16 protein-coding genes and 1 pseudogene are annotated in these 15,432 nt (G+C 75.3%); 11 read left to right on the forward strand and 6 right to left on the reverse strand.

Going from position 1 to position 15,432, the window contains the following annotated elements:
* Window positions 1–21 precede the first annotated feature (21 nt).
* Genes VGH76_RS16085 through VGH76_RS16095 form a run of 3 tightly spaced genes read left to right on the forward strand, consistent with a single transcriptional unit; the run spans window position 22 to window position 2,546 of the window.
* A complete protein-coding gene (locus VGH76_RS16085) occupies window positions 22–681 on the forward strand; it encodes a GntR family transcriptional regulator (protein WP_331557704.1) in 660 nt (219 codons plus the stop codon).
* Window positions 678–1,904, forward strand: a complete 1,227-nt coding sequence (locus VGH76_RS16090; RefSeq protein WP_331557705.1) for an MFS transporter — start codon at window positions 678–680, stop codon at window positions 1,902–1,904. Before VGH76_RS16085 ends, VGH76_RS16090 begins: the two co-directional genes overlap by 4 nt.
* 54 nt (window positions 1,905–1,958) lie before the next feature.
* A complete protein-coding gene (locus VGH76_RS16095; RefSeq protein ID WP_331557706.1) occupies window positions 1,959–2,546 on the forward strand; it encodes a TIGR03086 family metal-binding protein in 588 nt (195 codons plus the stop codon).
* A gap of 120 nt (window positions 2,547–2,666) precedes the next feature.
* Here the strand turns inward: VGH76_RS16095 and VGH76_RS16100 are convergent, their stop codons facing one another.
* The gene (locus tag VGH76_RS16100) at window positions 2,667–3,722 is read right to left on the reverse strand and encodes an NAD(P)-dependent alcohol dehydrogenase (protein WP_331557707.1); all 1,056 of its coding nucleotides are present in this window, start codon (window positions 3,720–3,722) and stop codon (window positions 2,667–2,669) included.
* A gap of 1 nt (window position 3,723) precedes the next feature.
* Window positions 3,724–4,005, reverse strand: a complete 282-nt coding sequence (locus VGH76_RS16105; RefSeq protein WP_331557708.1) for a hypothetical protein — start codon at window positions 4,003–4,005, stop codon at window positions 3,724–3,726.
* Window positions 4,006–4,085: 80 nt separating this feature from the next.
* On the opposite strand from VGH76_RS16105, the gene VGH76_RS16110 reads away from it, so the two are divergent.
* Together VGH76_RS16110 and VGH76_RS16115 are read left to right on the forward strand one after the other, a co-directional pair.
* Window positions 4,086–5,480, forward strand: coding sequence for an FAD-binding oxidoreductase (locus VGH76_RS16110; protein ID WP_331557709.1), 1,395 nt, complete (start codon window positions 4,086–4,088; stop codon window positions 5,478–5,480).
* Window positions 5,481–5,767: 287 nt separating this feature from the next.
* Window positions 5,768–6,088 (forward strand): DUF6247 family protein, encoded by a 321-nt coding sequence (locus tag VGH76_RS16115; RefSeq protein WP_331557710.1) that lies wholly within the window; start codon window positions 5,768–5,770, stop codon window positions 6,086–6,088.
* A gap of 292 nt (window positions 6,089–6,380) precedes the next feature.
* On the opposite strand, the gene VGH76_RS16120 is transcribed toward VGH76_RS16115, so the two are convergent.
* Window positions 6,381–7,853, reverse strand: coding sequence for an alpha/beta hydrolase (locus VGH76_RS16120; RefSeq protein WP_331557711.1), 1,473 nt, complete (start codon window positions 7,851–7,853; stop codon window positions 6,381–6,383).
* A gap of 135 nt (window positions 7,854–7,988) precedes the next feature.
* Here VGH76_RS16120 and VGH76_RS16125 point away from each other — a divergent pair, with 135 nt between their 5' ends.
* From VGH76_RS16125 to VGH76_RS16135, 3 genes are read left to right on the forward strand one after another with little or no spacing between them, the layout of a single operon-like run.
* Window positions 7,989–8,855, forward strand: a complete 867-nt coding sequence (locus tag VGH76_RS16125) for a YihY/virulence factor BrkB family protein (protein ID WP_331557712.1) — start codon at window positions 7,989–7,991, stop codon at window positions 8,853–8,855.
* 25 nt (window positions 8,856–8,880) lie between these two features.
* Window positions 8,881–9,960: a hypothetical protein gene (locus VGH76_RS16130; protein WP_331557713.1), complete on the forward strand. Its 1,080-nt coding sequence runs from the start codon at window positions 8,881–8,883 to the stop codon at window positions 9,958–9,960.
* 58 nt (window positions 9,961–10,018) lie between these two features.
* Complete coding sequence (locus VGH76_RS16135) at window positions 10,019–10,828, forward strand: L,D-transpeptidase family protein (RefSeq protein WP_331557714.1); 810 nt, start codon at window positions 10,019–10,021, stop codon at window positions 10,826–10,828.
* Here the strand turns inward: VGH76_RS16135 and VGH76_RS16140 are convergent.
* From VGH76_RS16140 to VGH76_RS16150, 3 genes are read right to left on the reverse strand one after another with little or no spacing between them, the layout of a single operon-like run.
* Window positions 10,809–11,414 (reverse strand): thermonuclease family protein, encoded by a 606-nt coding sequence (locus VGH76_RS16140; protein ID WP_331557715.1) that lies wholly within the window; start codon window positions 11,412–11,414, stop codon window positions 10,809–10,811. The two genes, VGH76_RS16135 and VGH76_RS16140, sit on opposite strands and share 20 nt — an antisense overlap.
* Before the next feature lie 42 nt (window positions 11,415–11,456).
* Complete coding sequence (locus VGH76_RS16145) at window positions 11,457–12,740, reverse strand: cytochrome P450 (RefSeq protein ID WP_331557716.1); 1,284 nt, start codon at window positions 12,738–12,740, stop codon at window positions 11,457–11,459.
* Window positions 12,737–13,432 (reverse strand): helix-turn-helix domain-containing protein, encoded by a 696-nt coding sequence (locus VGH76_RS16150; protein ID WP_331557717.1) that lies wholly within the window; start codon window positions 13,430–13,432, stop codon window positions 12,737–12,739. The genes VGH76_RS16145 and VGH76_RS16150 overlap by 4 nt, the downstream gene beginning before the upstream one ends.
* A gap of 128 nt (window positions 13,433–13,560) precedes the next feature.
* Here VGH76_RS16150 and VGH76_RS28025 point away from each other — a divergent pair.
* The 3 genes and pseudogenes from VGH76_RS28025 to VGH76_RS16160 all read left to right on the forward strand — a co-directional run.
* A pseudogene (locus VGH76_RS28025) lies at window positions 13,561–13,743 on the forward strand (alcohol dehydrogenase catalytic domain-containing protein); the annotation flags it as partial.
* Between the two features lie 45 nt (window positions 13,744–13,788).
* A complete protein-coding gene (locus VGH76_RS16155) occupies window positions 13,789–14,394 on the forward strand; it encodes a zinc-binding dehydrogenase (protein WP_414637744.1) in 606 nt (201 codons plus the stop codon).
* On the forward strand, window positions 14,391–15,431 hold the full coding sequence (locus VGH76_RS16160; RefSeq protein WP_331557718.1) for a phosphotransferase family protein: 1,041 nt from the start codon (window positions 14,391–14,393) through the stop codon (window positions 15,429–15,431). Before VGH76_RS16155 ends, VGH76_RS16160 begins: the two co-directional genes overlap by 4 nt.
* Window position 15,432: the final 1 nt, after the last annotated feature.

Consider the following 15,432-nt stretch of genomic DNA (forward strand, 5'->3'; position numbering starts at 1 on the left):
CGGCCTGATAGTCTTGTATCTATGTCCGACACCAGTGGTATCTCGGCCGCCGGGGCCGTCTACCGCCACGTGAAGGACCGCGTGCTCACCGGCGATCTCGAGGGCGGCCGGATGGTCAGCGAGGGCGAGGTCTCCTCGACCCTCGGCGTGAGCCGCACCCCCGTCCGGGAGGCCTTCCTGCGCCTCGAGGTCGAGGGGTGGTTGCGGCTCTTCCCCAAGCGGGGTGCTCTCGTCCTGCCGGTCGCCCCCCACGAGATCGACGAGGTCCTCGACGCCCGCGCCCTGCTCGAGAGCCACGCCGCGGCCGACGTCGTCACCCGCCCGGACGACCTCGCCGCCCTCGTCGACGCCCTCGACGCGGCGATCGAGGCGCAGCGGACGTCACACGAGGCGGGCGACCTGCCCGGGTACACCGAGGCCGATGCCGAGTTCCACCGCCTCGTCGCCGAGTCCGGGCGGAACTCGCTGCTCGCCGGCTTCTACCGGACGCTGCGCGAGCGCCAGCAGCGCATGACCGCCGACTCGGTCCGGGGCCGCACCGCCGCGGCCGCCACCGTCCTCGACGAGCACCGCGTGCTGCGCGACCTCCTCGCCGCCGGCGACGTCGCCGGCTTCGGCCGGGGCCTCGTCGAGCACCTGGACCACACCCACCGACCCCACAGTCACGGAGGCACCCGGTGACCGCCACCGCCGACACCCGTCCCGACGAGTCGCGGCCGGGCACGACCCGCGCTCCCGGCTCGGCGCGGTGGCTCCCGGTCGGGCTCGCGCTCTTCACGGTCGCCTGGGGCGGCAACCAGTTCACCCCGCTCATGGTCATGTACCGCGAGCTGGGCGGGTTCTCGACGGCGGTCGTCGACATCCTGCTCGGCGCCTACGTGCTCGGGATCGTGCCCGGCATGCTCGTCGGCGGCCCGCTCTCCGACCGCCTCGGCCGCAAGCCGCTCATGCTCGCGGCGCCGCCCCTGGCGATCCTCGGCAGTCTCGTCCTCGCGCTGGGTGGCGACGCGGTGCCGGTGCTCTTCCTCGGGCGGGTCCTGGCCGGGCTCGCGCTGGGAATCGCGATGGCGGTGGGGTCGACCTGGATCAGCGAGCTCTCGTCGCTGCGCGGCGGCGCGGGCAGCGGCGCCTCGCGCGCGGCGATGTCGCTGACGCTGGGCTTCCTGCTCGGCCCGGTGGCCGCGGGCCTGCTCGCGCAGTGGGCGCCGTGGCCGGAGGTGCTCTCCTACGGGGTGCACGTCGTCGTCGGGATCCCGTTGGGCCTGGTCGCGCTGCGCACCGTCGAGACCCTGGACCGCCGCCAGGCACCCACCCGCCGGCTCCGCGACGACCTGCGCATCCCGGTCGGTGAGCACCGCGAGTTCGCGACGGTCGTCGCGCCGGTCGCGCCGTGGGTGTTCACGTGCGCCGGGGTGGCCTACGCCGTGCTCCCCTCACTGGTCGCGGACGCCGTCCCGGGGTACGCGATCGCGTTCGCGGCGGTGATGACCGCGGTGACGCTCGTGGCCGGGTTCGTGGCCCAGACGGTGGCCAAGCGGCTGGGCCTGACCGACGCGCGCGGCGGCATGCTGGGGCAGGCCTTCGCGGCCGCCGGGATGGTGCTCGCGGCGGTGACGGCGACGACGCCGGGCGTGGCGCTTGCGCTCGCCGCCGCGGCGGTGCTGGGCGTCGGGTACGGGTTCGCGCTGGTCAGCGGGCTGGCAGAGGTGCAGCGGATCGCCCCGTCGCGCCACCTCGCGGGGCTCACGGCGGTGTTCTACACGCTGGCCTACCTCGGCTTCGTCGTTCCGGCGGTGCTGGCCGTGCTCGCGGCCGTCGTCCCCTACGCCGCCCTGTTCGTCGGGCTCGCGGTGATCGCGCTGGGATGCCTGGCGGTCGTCGCGCGGGCGCGTCGCCACGCCTGATCCCGGGCCGAACGGCCCTGGTGGCCCCGACGGGGCGAACGTCGGCTCGACCCCATGAGCACCCCACCGGTGGACGTCCCCGTACACGCCACCCTCGACGCCCTGCACACCATGCTCGGCGACGTCGGCGGCCTCGTCGACGCCCTCACGCCCGAGTCCTGGCACGCCGCCTCGCCGTGCCCCGACCTCGACGCCGCCCGGCTCGTCGCGCACCTCGTCGGTGGCCTCACCGCCTTCACCGGGGTGGCGCAGGGCGACGTCGCGCCGGACTTCGGGGAGCCCGCGATCGACGTGGCCGGGGCGTCGCGGGCCTACCGGGACGCGGGCGCGGCCGTGGTCGCGGCCTGGTCGGCCCCGGGTCGGCTCGCCGCGGCCTTCGCCATGCCGTGGGGGGAGACCACGGGCGCGCAGCTCGTCGGCTTCCTCGTCGTGGAGCAGGCCGTCCACGGGTGGGACCTCGCCCGGGCGCTGGGCCGGCCCGCGGCCTTCGACGCGACGGCGGTCGCGGTGGCCGACGCCGTGGCCCGGGCCATGGTGTCCGAAGGGATGCGGGTCCCGGGGATGTTCGGCCCCGAGGTCGAGGCACCGGCGGACGCGGACCGGCTCGACCGGCTCGCCGCCTTCCTGGGGCGCCGTCCGTGACGGCGCCGCGGGTGCTCGTCGGCCACGCCTCCGCCCACGGGTCGACCCGGGAGATGTCCTGCTCGCCCTCCCCTCCCCCGTCGCCGAGCGCACGGGCGGGGCTGACCGCGTCGGTCGGCGCTACTCGTGGGTGGGGTGGACGACGGCCTTGAGGGCCAGCGGGTCCCGGCGCGCCGCGAGCAGCGCCCCGACGGCGTCCTCGAGCGGGTGGTGCGAGGTGATCATCGCGTCGAGCCGGATGCGCCCCGACGCGGCCAGCTCGATCGCCGACGGGTAGACGTGGGCATATCGGAAGGTCCCCTTGACCACCAGCTCGCGGGCCTGCACGAGGTCCAGGGGCAGCGTCACCGAGGCCCCCGTCCCGATCAGGACGACGGTCGCCGCGGGCGCGGTCGCCGCCACCGCGAGGTCGACCGCCGGCTGGACCCCGGTGCACTCCAGCACGACGTCGGCCTGCCCCAGCACGTCGCCGACGGCGGCCAGCGCGGTGTCGTGGTCGTTCGCGTCCACCGTCGCCGTCGCGCCGTACTCGGTGGCGGCCTCCCGACGCAGCGCCATCACGTCGGTGACGACGGCCGCCGAGGCACCCCGGGCGAGCGCCACCTGCAGGCACAGCAGCCCGACCGGGCCCGCCCCGCTGACCAGCACCCGGGTTCCCGGGCCGATGTCGGCCTTCGCGGCGGCGTGCAGGGCCACCGAGAGCGGCTCGATCAGCGCGGCCGCCTCGTCGGAGAGCGCGTCGGGCACCGGGTGGGCGCGGTGTGCGGGCACGACGACGTACTCGGCGAAGGACCCGTCCACCGGCGGCGTCGCGAAGAACGCGATCTGCGGGCACAGGTGGTAGCGCCCGCGCCGGCACTGCTCGCAGCGCCCGCACTCGGCCTGTGGCTCGACGGCCACCCGGGTCCCGACGGCGGGCGCCGCCACCCCCGGCCCGACCGCCGACACGACGCCCGAGGTCTCGTGGCCCAGGACCAGCGGGGCGTGCATGACGAACCCGCCGATGCGCCCGTGGTCGTAGTAGTGCACGTCGGAGCCGCAGACGCTCACCGCGCGCACCGCCACCTGTACCTGCCCGGGCCCGGGCTCGGGGACCTCGCGCTCCTCCATCACCACGTGGTCGGGCTCGGTCAGGACGGCGACGCGCTGCATGACGACGAGTGTGCCCCCGGACACCTCACTCCATCCGCTGCCGGACCCGCCGTGCCGGCGTGAAGATCCTCAGATCGAGCATCCCGGGCGGATCGGCCACCGTGGAGTGCGCGCAGGCGTCGAGGCACTCGCTCACCCGGACCCGGCCGGTGCCCGCGGTGTCGCCCCGCAGGCGTTCGACCTGACCCGCGTGGTCGACGCCCGGGTGCTTGCGCTCGGTGCCGCACCAGCACCCCCGGCACAGCGTCACCGTGGGGCCCGACACCCCTCCCGGCCGTTGTCGCGCGCGCTTCTCCGCCGTCCCCATCGCGGCCCACAGTAGGGCTCGGGTGTCGTACCCCCGGGTTACCGTGAGGTGATCGACCGCGCAGGAGGGGAACCCGCACCATGACCACCGTGACCCACGCGGCCCGGGCCCCTGTCGTCGCGGAACTGCGAGCGGTGCTCCCCGCCGACCGGATCGTCGACGACCCCGATGTGCTCGCCTCCTACGCCCACGACGACGCCGAGTGGGCGCCGTGGGAGCTGCCCGCGGCGGTGGTCCGGCCGCTCGACGCCGAGCAGTGCCGGTCGGTGGTGCAGGCGTGCCTGCGCCACGGCGTGGCGGTCGTGCCGCGGGGCGCGGGCACCGGGCTCTCCGGCGGCGCCAACGCGACCACCAGCAGCGTCGTCGTCTCGCTCGAGCAGATGACCCACATCCACGAGATCGACCCGGCCGAACGGCTCGCCGTCGTCGAGCCCGGCGTCGTCAACGACGACCTGCGCGCGGCCTGCGCAGCGCAGGGCCTCTGGTACCCGCCGGACCCGGCGAGCTCGCCCTGGTCGACGATCGGGGGCAACGTCGCGACCAACGCCGGCGGCGTGTGCTGCGTGAAGTACGGCGTGACCAGGGACTACGTGCTCGGGATGCAGGTCGTCACCGGCCTCGGCGAGCTGGTGCGCCTCGGCCGGCGGACCGCCAAGGGCGTGGCCGGGCTCGACCTCGCCGGGCTGATGGTCGGCTCGGAGGGCACCCTCGGGCTGATCACCGAGGTCACCGTGAAGCTGCGCCCCGCCCGCGCGCCGGAGCACACCGTCGCCGGGTACTTCGCGAACGTCGTCGACGCCGGCCGCGCGGTCGCCGCGATCACCGCCGACGGCCTCACCCCGAGCGCCCTGGAGCTGGTCGACCGGACCTGCCTCGAGGCCGTCGACGCCTGGAAGAACATGGGCCTCTCGGCGGACGCCGACGTCATCCTGCTGGGCCGGTCCGACGCCCCGGGAGCGGCCGGGGTCGCCGAGGCCGAGGCGATGCTGGCCCACTTCGACGCCGCCGGGGCCACCTTCTCCGCGCAGGCCGCCGACGCCGAGGAGGCCGACGCGCTCTTCGCCGCCCGCCGCCTGGCGTACCCCGCGCTCGAGCGCCTCGGGCCGGTGCTCACCGAGGACGTCTGCGTGCCGCGCGCCGCCGTCCCGGAGATGCTCGCCCGCATCCAGGCCACCGGGCAGCGGTTCGAGACGACCATCGCCAACATCGCGCACGCCGGCGACGGCAACCTGCACCCGCTGCTGATCACCCCGCTCGGCGACGAGCCCGCGCGGGAGCGCGCGCAGGCCGCCTTCGAGCAGATCCTCGCCGACGCCCTCGATCTCGGCGGCACCGTCACCGGCGAGCACGGGGTCGGGCTGCTCAAGCGCGACGGGCTCGCAGCGGAGCAGACCCCCGAGGTCCTCGCCATGCAGCGCGCCGTCAAGACCGCCCTCGATCCGCACGGCATCCTCAACCCCGGCAAGATCGTCTGAGCGTGACCACGAGCCGTCGTGTCCTGCTCGTCCTCGCCGGCCTCCTCGCCGCGCTCGTGGGGACCCGCCCGGCGTCGCCGTCCGGCGGCGCTCGGTCACCTCACCGGAGGGTGCGACGGCGGACGTGGTCGTCTCCGACGGCGGGTCGCGCCGGACCCCGTCCGGGGCGCCTTCCGCGACCGCATGATCGCTGCGCTGAGCACGGCCCTCGGTTGACCCGCCTCGATCCGGCCCACCGTTCCGGCGGATCGTCGCCCGCTGTCGGTGGGCGTGGCTACCCTCGCTCCATGACAGCCGCCGCGCGGGACCCGGTGCCCGAGGGATCGCTGGCGCGCGGTGCCTCACCGGCAACGGTGCACGGGCACCTCCCCGAGCCCGAGCGCTCGCGGTTCCTCGCCGAGTACGAGGCCGCCCTGGACCACGCCCGCGGCACGCTCGACCTCGCGCCGGTGCTCGACCTCGTCGAGCGCTACCGCGCGATCGCTATCGCGCAGTCCGATCCCGAGGCGTTCCGCCGCGGGGTCCGGCGATGGGCCGAGATCGTCACCGGCGAACCGGTCCCCGACGACGAGCCCTTCGAGGTGACCCGCACCAAGGCCGGCATCTGACGAGGTGTACCGCGTCGAGCCGGTGGCCGAGGACGTCGCCGCAGCGATCGACGCCCTCCCCCACCACCTCCTGACCGACTTCGCGGAGCTCCGAGCTGCTCTCAAGGTCTCTCCGTGGTCGGTCGGGTGGCCCTATGCCGCCAGACTCCCGACGGTATGCGCATCATCGAGTTCGGGACCTCCGGGATCGCGACCCTGGTCTTCGGGGTGATCGAGCGGGACCGCCTCGTCACCCTCATCCAGATCGCCGTCTCCTGACCTGCCCACGCCGGCCGTCATGTGACTGCCTCCGTCACGCCACGCGCGGCAGGCTCCCCGGCGCCTCGACGCGTGCCGACATCCATGGCAGCACGTCGGAGAACGCCGTCGACGCGAACTGCCACGAGTGCCGTCCCGACCGGGTGTTCACCGTGCACGCGATCGCCTTCGTCTGGGCCTGGGAACAGAGTGCCCGGGCCTCGGGCAGCTCCTGCCCGGTCGCACCCCCGCCGCCGCGCCCGCCCATCCCGGCGTCCGCGCCGTTCTGCCCGCCGAACCCGCCGGGCGGGTGCTGACCGGGCGGCCGTCCACCGGGCCGCCCCGGGCCGGCCCCCGGCGGACGACGGCCCGGCCCGCCGAAGCCACCGGCGGCGTCGGAGCTGTCGTCGAACCAGCCGGCGGTGTCCGCGTACGGGGCGCGGGTCGAGAGCACCGTCGCCGGGTCGTACTGCGCCCACGCCGCCGCGTTCCCGCCGTAGAGCCGGTCGATGGTCTGCTGCTTCGTCCCGACCTCGGGCCCGGCGTCGCCCGCGATGTCGTCGAAGGAGTCGATCAGCTCCGGGTGCATGACGGCGAGATCGACCGCGCAGGTCCCGCCCATCGACCACCCGACGACGCCCCACGCCCGCGGGTCCCGCGAGACCCCGTAGGTCTGCTCGACGAACGGGATGACGTCCTTCGTGAGGTGCGAGGCGGCGTTGCCGCGGGGGCCGTCGACGCACTCGGTGTCGTTGTTGAACGTGCCCCCGGCGTCGGCGAACACCAGCACGGGCGCCGTTCCGCCGTGGGCGGCCGCGTACTGGTCGGCGATCTGCACCGCGTTCCCGATGCGCATCCAGTCGCCCGGGGTGTTGAACTCGCCGCCGATCATCATGATCGCCGGCAGCGTCGGCCGGGGTCCGGCGCGGAACCAGGCCGGCGGGAGCCAGACGTCCTCGGTGCGGTGGGCGAAGCCGCTCGCGGTGTCGGGGATCGAGACGCTGACGACGGCGCCGGTGGTGCGCGGGGTGCCGATCACCGACCGCAGCGCGGCCGGGTCGACCTGGTCCGGGAACGCGCCGGCGGTGACCTCCGACCAGCCCTCCTGGACCGTCGTCACGTAGCCGACCCACTGGTTCAGCACCAGCGCCACGCACACCACCGACAGCGGGACGACGAGCACCGCCAGCCCGCGGCGCCACCACCGCGAGGGCCCCCACGCGACGACGACCGCCACCACGGCGGCCGCCGTGAGGCCCACCCACGCCCAGAGGAGGACCGGCGCCGGGTCGGAGGCGAGGCCGCTGCCGGCGAAGGCCCAGTACGCCGCGAACGCTCCGGCGACGCCGAGCACCACGACCGCCGCGAGCCGTACCACCGGGCGCCGCACCGGCCGCCGTCGTCGGGACCAGGACGCCGGGAGCGGCACGATCGGGGCCAGCGCCACCAGCAGCAGGAGCAGGACGAACGCCTGCAACGCCCAGGGCAGCCAGCCGTCGAGCAGGGACAGCCCCCGCTGGTAGCCCATCACCGGATGGCTCCCGCCATGCGTCGCTGCACGACGACGAGCGTGCTCACCCCGCGTGATCACGCCGTGTGCTGGCCTGTCCGGCGAGCTGTGCGTGCGCTGTGGATGTCGGCCGGGTAGCTGCGCGGCGTGCCCATGACCCCACCGAGCACCGACGCGCCCCGGCTCCCGCTGCACCTCTGGTGGACGACGCTGCGGCGCGCCGTCGTGAAGGGGCTGCAGGACCAGGTCGGCCTCATGGCGGGCGGCATCGCGTTCTTCGCGATCCTGGCGCTCGCGCCGGCGCTCATCGCGCTCGTCGCGCTGTTCGGTCTGACGACCAGCCCGTCACGCACCGCCGCCGTCGCCGGCTGGCTCGCCGACGCCCTGCCCGAGACCGCCCGCCCCCTCGTCCTCGAGCAGCTCCAGTCCGTCGTGAGCGGCGGCACGGGCAGCCTCACGACGGCGTGCGTCGTCGCGGGCGCCACGGCCCTGTGGAGCGCCTCGGGCAGCACCCAGAAGCTGCTGACGTCCATCCAGTGGGTCTACGACCGCCCCGAGACTCGGGGAACCCTGCGGCTCTACTCGCTCGCCGTGGTCCTCGCCCTCGGGGCCGCGGTGTTCATGGTCGTGGCCGTCGCGCTGCTGGTGGGGACGCCGGCGCTCGTCGGCCGGCTCGGGACCGGCGCCCGGGTGATCGCGGAGGTGGGGCGCTGGGTGCTGCTGGCGCTGCTCGTGGTCACCGCGCTCGCCGTCGTCTACCGCGTGTCCCCGGACCGGGACGGGCCCCGGTGGCGCTGGCTCACCCCGGGCGCGGTCGTCGCCGGCATCGGCTGGCTCGCCGGCAGCGTGCTCTTCAGCATCTACGTCGACGACTTCGCCAGCTACGGCCAGACCTACGGTGCGCTCGCGGGTGTCGCCGTAGTCATGCTCTGGCTCTACCTCACCGCCTACGTCGTGCTGATGGGCGCAGAGATCAACGCCGAGGCCGAGCGGCTCGCCGGGTCGGGCGCCGACGAATGAGCGCCCCGTCGGGCACCATCCGGACGTGCACTCGCTCCTGGCGGTCCTCGTCTGCGCGGTGGGTGCCGGGATCATCGTCGCGACGGTGCTCTCGGCGGCCCAGACCCTGACCGTGCCCCGCGCGACCCCGCTGTGGATCACGCGCTGGGTGTTCCTGACCGTCGGTCTCGCCTTCGCCCCGGCGCGGCGGCTGCGCGACTACCGGCGCCGGGACCGGGCGCTCGCCCGCTACGCCCCGCTCTCCCTCATGTGCCTGCCACTGGTGTGGCTCGCGCTCTTGCTCGTCGGGTTCGCGCTCGTCTTCGTCGCGCTGGGCCAGGGATGGTCGGACGCCGTCGTGGAGAGCGGCTCGTCGCTGCTGACCCTCGGGGTCCGGGAGCCGCCCGGCACCGGGCCCGCGATCCTGGTGTTCGTCGAGGCCGCCCTCGGGCTCGGCCTGGTGGCACTGCTCGTGTCCTACCTGCCGTCGATCTACGGCTCGTACTCCCGGCGCGAGGTCATGGTCACCGCGCTGGAGACCCAGGCCGGCAGCCCGCCGAGCGCGGTCGCGCTGCTGGGTCGCCTGGCGCGGATCGAGGGGCTCGACGAGCTCGACGGTTTCTGGACGGAGTGGTCGCGCTGGTTCGCCGACATCGAGGAGACCCACTGCTCGGCGCCGAGCCTGGTCCTCTTCCGCTCGCCGCAGCCCGACCGGTCCTGGGTCACCGCTGCCGGGACGGTGCTCGACGCGGCGGCGCTGGTCTCGTCCGCGCTCGACCTCGGGCGCCGGCCCGCCGCGGAGCTCTGCCTGCGCTCGGGCTACCTCGCGCTGCGCCGCATCGCCGACTTCTACGAAATGCCCTACGACGACGACCCCCGCGCCGACGACCCGATCGCGATCCGTCGGGAGGAGTTCGACGAGGCCCGCGCCGCGCTCGCGGACGCGGGCGCGGCGCTGCGTCCCGACGCCGACCGTGCCTGGCGGGACTTCGCGGGCTGGCGGGTCAACTACGACGGCGTCCTGCTCCGGTTCGCGGGCCTCACGCACTCACCGACGGCGCCGTGGTCGGGCGACCGGGCGCTGGCGTTCCACCGGCCGGCCCTGCCCCGGCGTCGCGCGCGCTGACCGCTCCAGGCGCGGGGGCCTGTCGGGACGCCCGACGCGACGCGGGACGATGGCGCCCATGGACGGGGGTCGGGGATGGCTCACCCGCCTGCTGGCGGTGCTCGTGGTGACCGCAGGGGTGTCCGGGCTCGCCGGGGCGCTGCTGCTCGACGGGGCGCCGGGTCGGGCGGCGGCACAGGCGGCGCGGACCGCACTGCTCGCGGCGGCGGCACCGGCCCCGGCCGCACCCACCCCGGCCGCACCCGCTTCCGCGCCCGCCCCGGACGCGGCACCCGCCGTCCCGCCCCGGTTGGCGACGCTCCCGGCGTCAGCCACCCAGGCGGTCCTCGTCGACGCGCCCTCCCCCACCTCGACCACCGCCACCGTCTCGGCGTGGACCCGCTCCCCGCGTGGCTGGACCGCGTTCCTCCCGCCCACCCGCGCGTTCCTGGGCACCGCCGGCATCGGGCCCTCGAGCGAGCAGGCGGCGCGCACCCCGGCCGGCACCTTCACGATCACCCGGGCGTTCGGGCGGCTCGCCGATCCCGGTACCGCGCTGCCGTACTCCGAGGTCGGCCCGGACGACTGGTGGGTCGGTGACACCGCGAGCCCGCGCTACAACACCCACCAGGTCTGCGCGGCCGGCCGCTGCCCGTTCGACGAACGCGCGTCGGAGAACCTCGAGACGGCCGGCCACGCCTACGACCACGCGATCGTCCTCGACGCCAACACCGACCCGGTCCGCCCGGGCGCGGGCTCGGCCTACTTCCTGCATATCGGGGACCACCCGACGGCGGGTTGCGTCGCCACCGACGAGGCCACCGTCGTGCGGCTGATGCGCTGGCTGACGCCGGGCGCGCACCCGGTGATCAGCCTGGCGTCCCGCTGACCGCGGCGTTCGTCCCGGCCGGGCCGCCGATGCACGGCGGGCCCCAGAGCCCCCGGCCCGCCACCCGGGCGCGTTCGGAGGCAGCGCGGACCGCGGGCATCCGCTCCGCCGGGGCGTCGGCGGCGTAGCTGGACACGACGCCGGCCTCGGCGGCGAGCACCGCGTAGTCGTCGCCCTGCGAGAGCGTCACCCAGGCCAGGGCGCGGGAGAACCGGTCGGAGTGCCCGTCACCGGCCAGCGTCACCGCGCGCCCGGCGAGGGTGCGGCGCGCGAACGCCAGCGCCTGGCCGGAGTAGCAGGCCTCGGGCGGCTGGATGCCCAGCGCCCGGACCCGCAGCGCCCGGCCGTCCTCGAGCCGCACGTCCATCGTCACCGGGTCGGCGACGGCGAGGACCGTCGCCGGCGTCCCCCCGGTGGGATCGGGGGCCACGACCGGCGGCGCGGTCATCGCGGCCGCCGACGGCGCCGGGCCGGACGGCTCACCGGACCCGACCCGCACCGCCCCGGTGAGCACCGCGACGGCCGCGATCAGACCGACCAGGCAGGCCGCCCCGAGGACGATCCGGGCCGGCGCTCCTGGGTTCACGCTCGTCAGTGTGACGCACCGTGAAAAGACCCTCGCAGCAGGTCACCCCTGGTAGCGCCGGGTCCCACGCACGGGGAGGTTCCGGACGCCGAGGACCCCTCGCGGGTAGGGCCGCAGGGTGTCCGGAGCGTGTGCGGCCGGGGTCAGCGAGGCGTAGCGGGCGGTCAGCTCCTCCAGCGCGACGCGTCCCTCCAGCCGGGCCAGCGGGGCGCCGAGGCAGAAGTGCACGCCGTGACCGAACGCCGTCTGGGCGCCGCCCCCGATCCCCCGCCCGAGGACGAACGACTCGGGGTCGGCGAACGCCCGCTCGTCGTGGTTGGCCGAGAGCAGCGACGGCAGCACGAAGCGGTCCGCCGGGATCGTCACGCCGGCGACCTCGACGGGGTGGGTGGTCACGCGCCCGGTCTCGGTGAACGGGCTGCGCAGCCGCAGCACCTCCTCGATCGCGTCGGGGATCGTCGTCGGGTCCTCGTGCAGGACGGTCCAGGTGTCGCGGCCGTCGGCGAGTGGATGCTCGGCGAAGGTCCGGATCGCGTTGCCGAGCAGCACCGTCGTCGTGATGTGCCCGGCGAGCAGCAGCAGGAGCGAGAAGTTGGCGGCCTCCTCGTCGTCGAGGGCCACCGGCGAGCCGTCCGTGACGACCTCCGCGGTCACCAGCGCGGTGATGAGGTCGTCCCCGGCGGTGCCGTCGGCGACGGCCGCGCGGCGCTCCTGCACCGCGGCCACCAGATAGGCCCGGATGTCGGCCATCGCCGCCTCGACGCGCGGTCCGAGCTCGGGATCGGTCGGGTCGTCGACCTGCATGGAGAACAGCCGGTCGGCCCAGCCGCGGAAGGTGTCGTGATCGGCGGCGGGCAGGCCCAGCATCTCGGCGATCACCGTCACCGGCAGCGGGAACGCGAGGCCGTCGACGAGGTCGAACTCCTCGGCGCGGCCGGCCTCGACCAGGTCGTCGAGCAGGCTCCGGGTGATCGCCCGGATCCGCAGTTCGAGGGCGGCGACCCGCTTCGGGGTGAACGCCGAGGATACGACGGCGCGCATCCGCCGGTGCTCGGGCGGGTCGAGCTGGGTCAACATCCCGCGGCTGGTCCGCTTCGCCGCAGGGAGGATCCGGGAGGTGTCCGACGAGAACATGGCCGGGTCGCGCAGCGCCGCGTGGACGTCGGCGTGCCGGTAGAGGTGGTACATCCCGAACCGGTCGCGCCAGACCGGCGCCTCCTCCCGCATCCGCGCGAGCCAGGCCAGCAGGGCCGGCTCGTCGGTGGTCGGTGGGGCGTCGTGGTCGGCGGGTGCGAGCTCGGGGGCGGCGGTGCCGGTGTCGGTCATGACCCCTCCTCGGGGGCATCGGGTAGGGAGCAGCCCATCTCGGCGAGCAGGCCGGAGTACTGCGCCTCGACCTCGCGGGCCGCGACGGCCAGGGCGTCGCGGGGCGGGAGGCGGGCGGGTTCGAAGGCGCGCCGCACGACGAGGCCGAGGGCGGCGGCGCGCTCGGTGAGCTCGGCCCCGCCGGCGAGGTCGTCGCCGAGGAAGAAGCCGAGGCTGGTGGCGGCCAGGCGGTAGTACAGCGTCGGGTCTTCGGCCGGGTCGTCCGCGAGCAGCCCGTGGCGGTAGAGCAGCTCGAGGTGGCGGGGCTGGTGGGCCGACGCGCCCACGGCCACGGCACGGCCGATCTTGGTGTCCGACGCGAGCGCGCCGAGCAGGGCCGCGTCCCCGGTGTAGAGCGCCCGGGCGAGGGGCCGCCGCATGATCACCAGGAACGAGTCGGCGAGGGTGCGGTGCAGCGTCACGTGCTCCGGGTCGGCCCGCAGCGCGGCCAGGTGCTCCTCCCCGACCGCGAGCCCCTCGCGGACGAGCACCGCCCCGAAGAGCTCCAGCTTGCTCGGCCAGTGCAGGTAGACGGTGCCCTTCCCGACGCCGGCCCGCTCGGCGACGTCGGCGATGGTCACGCGCCGGTAGCCGTGGGCGACGAGCAGCTCGCCGGCCGCGTCGAGGACCCGGTGGGCGCGCGCGTCGCTCATCGTGGCCCTCCTCGGTCGAAGCTCGTGACCCGATTTCAGATCTGGTCACACGGTCACCATAGACCCGCGAGAACCGCGCGGGAAGGGGACGCGGGGGTGCGGAGCGGACGGCGTGGCGGCGGGGCCGCTACATCGAGGAGACGACGCTCCCGGCCGGACTGGGCTACGAGTGCAGCGGCACCGTCTCGGCGGTCGGGCCGGACGTGACCCGGTTCCGCGTCGGCGACCGCGTCAGCGTCGTCCCCGGCTTCTCCCTCAACGACTACTCGGTGTACGCCGACCGCGCGCTGGTGCCCGCCCGCGCCGTCGTGCCGCTGCCGGACACCACCAGCTGGGTCGACGGCGCCGCGGTGTGGATGCCGTTCCTCGTCGGCTACGGCGGGCTCGTCGAGACCGGCGGGCTGCGCGCGGGCGATCACGTCGTGATCACCGCGGCGACGTCGAGCGTCGGGCTCGCCGCGATCGCCGTCGCGAACCGGGTCGGCGCGATCCCGATCGCGACCACGCGCTCGTCGTCGATGGGGGCACCGCTGCTCGACGCGGGGGCCGCCCACGTCGTCGCGACCGGCGAGGAGGACCTGGTGGCGCGGGTCCTGGAGATCACCGGGGGTCACGGCGCGGAGCACGTGTTCGACGCGGTCGCCGGGCCCGGCGTCGCCGACCTCGCGCGGGCGACCGCGAAGGGCGGCATCCTCACCATCCACGGGCTGCTCTCCGGCGAGCCGACGATCTTCCCGGCCGAGACGCTCCCCGATCTCTGGATGCGGAGCTATACGCTCTTCGCGATGACCCACGACGAGGAACGGTTGCGGCGGGCAGGGGCGTTCGTGGCGGCCGGACTGCGGTCCGGCGACTTCGCACCGCAGGTGGACCGGGTGTTCTCCGGGCTCGACACGATCGTCGAGGCGCACACCTACCTGGAGTCGAACGCCCAGGTCGGGAAGATCGTGGTGACGCCGTGAGCGCCCCGGGGCTCTCGGGCGACTCAGGGGTGCCGGACGCCGCCGTGGCCTGGTTCCGGGCGAACGTGCCCGGCCTGTCCGGGGAGCCGGTGTTCCGCCGCATCACCGGCGGCCGGTCCAACCTGACCTACAAGGTGTCCGACGACGCCGGGACCACCTGGGCGCTGCGCCGCCCGCCGCTGGGCGGGGTACTCGAGACCGCCCACGACATGGTCCGCGAGTGGCGCTTCCTCTCCGCACTCGCTCCCACCGACGTCCCGGTGCCGGCCCCCGTGGCGTTCTGCGACGACCGCGACGTGGCCGGCGTCGACTTCTACGTCATGGACTTCGCCCCGGGCCGGGTGCTCAACAGCCCGGCCGACGCGGACTGGGTGACCTCGACGGCGGTGAAGACCCGGATCGGCGAGTCGACGATGGACGTGCTCGCGGCCCTGCACGCCGTCGAGCCGGCCGAGGTGGGTCTGGACGACCTCGCCCGTCCCGGCAACTTCGTCGAGCGCCAGCTCCGGCGCTGGCACCGCCAGGCGCACTCGTCGGCGCTCGAGGACCTCTCCGCGATCGACGCCGCGCACGAGGCGCTGTCCGAGCGGATCCCGGAGGCCCCGGCGAACCGGATCGCCCACGGCGACTACCGCAGCGGCAACATCTCCTACACCGACGACGGCCAGGCCGTCGCGGTGTTCGACTGGGAGCTCGCCACGATCGGCGACCCCTACTGCGACCTCGGGCACGTGCTCGTCTCCTGGTCGCAGCCCGGCGACGAGGTGCCGGCCGCCCTGCCCAACCCGACCGAGGCCGGCGGGTTCCCCACCCGCGAGGACCTGCTCGCGCGGTACGAGTCGGCGACCGGGGCGAAGCTCCCGGACATCGACTTCTACATCGCGTTCGCGCGCTGGCGGGCGGCGTGCATCCACGCCGGGGTGTGGACCCGCTACCAGGCCGGCGACATGGGCGACACCGCGGACGCCGACGAGGTCACCGGCCCGGAGGCGATCGAGCTGCAGGCCCGGGCGGCGTTGGCGCAGCTACGCATGTGAG

It is taken from the genome of Actinomycetospora sp. (genome assembly GCF_036497585.1).
GTDB lineage: Bacteria > Actinomycetota > Actinomycetes > Mycobacteriales > Pseudonocardiaceae > Actinomycetospora.

Excerpts from the sequence above, each read along its gene's own strand:
- VGH76_RS16085 (WP_331557704.1), top strand. The coding sequence starts at position 22 with ATGTCCGACACCAGTGGTATCTCGGCCGCCGGGGCCGTCTACCGCCAC.
- VGH76_RS16095 (WP_331557706.1), top strand. The coding sequence starts at position 1,959 with ATGAGCACCCCACCGGTGGACGTCCCCGTACACGCCACCCTCGACGCC.
- VGH76_RS16105 (WP_331557708.1), bottom strand. The coding sequence starts at position 4,005 with ATGGGGACGGCGGAGAAGCGCGCGCGACAACGGCCGGGAGGGGTGTCG.
- VGH76_RS16110 (WP_331557709.1), top strand. The coding sequence starts at position 4,086 with ATGACCACCGTGACCCACGCGGCCCGGGCCCCTGTCGTCGCGGAACTG.
- VGH76_RS16115 (WP_331557710.1), top strand. The coding sequence starts at position 5,768 with ATGACAGCCGCCGCGCGGGACCCGGTGCCCGAGGGATCGCTGGCGCGC.
- VGH76_RS16120 (WP_331557711.1), bottom strand. The coding sequence starts at position 7,853 with ATGGGCTACCAGCGGGGGCTGTCCCTGCTCGACGGCTGGCTGCCCTGG.
- VGH76_RS16125 (WP_331557712.1), top strand. The coding sequence starts at position 7,989 with ATGACCCCACCGAGCACCGACGCGCCCCGGCTCCCGCTGCACCTCTGG.
- VGH76_RS16135 (WP_331557714.1), top strand. The coding sequence starts at position 10,019 with ATGGACGGGGGTCGGGGATGGCTCACCCGCCTGCTGGCGGTGCTCGTG.
- VGH76_RS16145 (WP_331557716.1), bottom strand. The coding sequence starts at position 12,740 with ATGACCGACACCGGCACCGCCGCCCCCGAGCTCGCACCCGCCGACCAC.
- VGH76_RS16150 (WP_331557717.1), bottom strand. The coding sequence starts at position 13,432 with ATGAGCGACGCGCGCGCCCACCGGGTCCTCGACGCGGCCGGCGAGCTG.
- VGH76_RS16155 (WP_414637744.1), top strand. The coding sequence starts at position 13,789 with ATGCCGTTCCTCGTCGGCTACGGCGGGCTCGTCGAGACCGGCGGGCTG.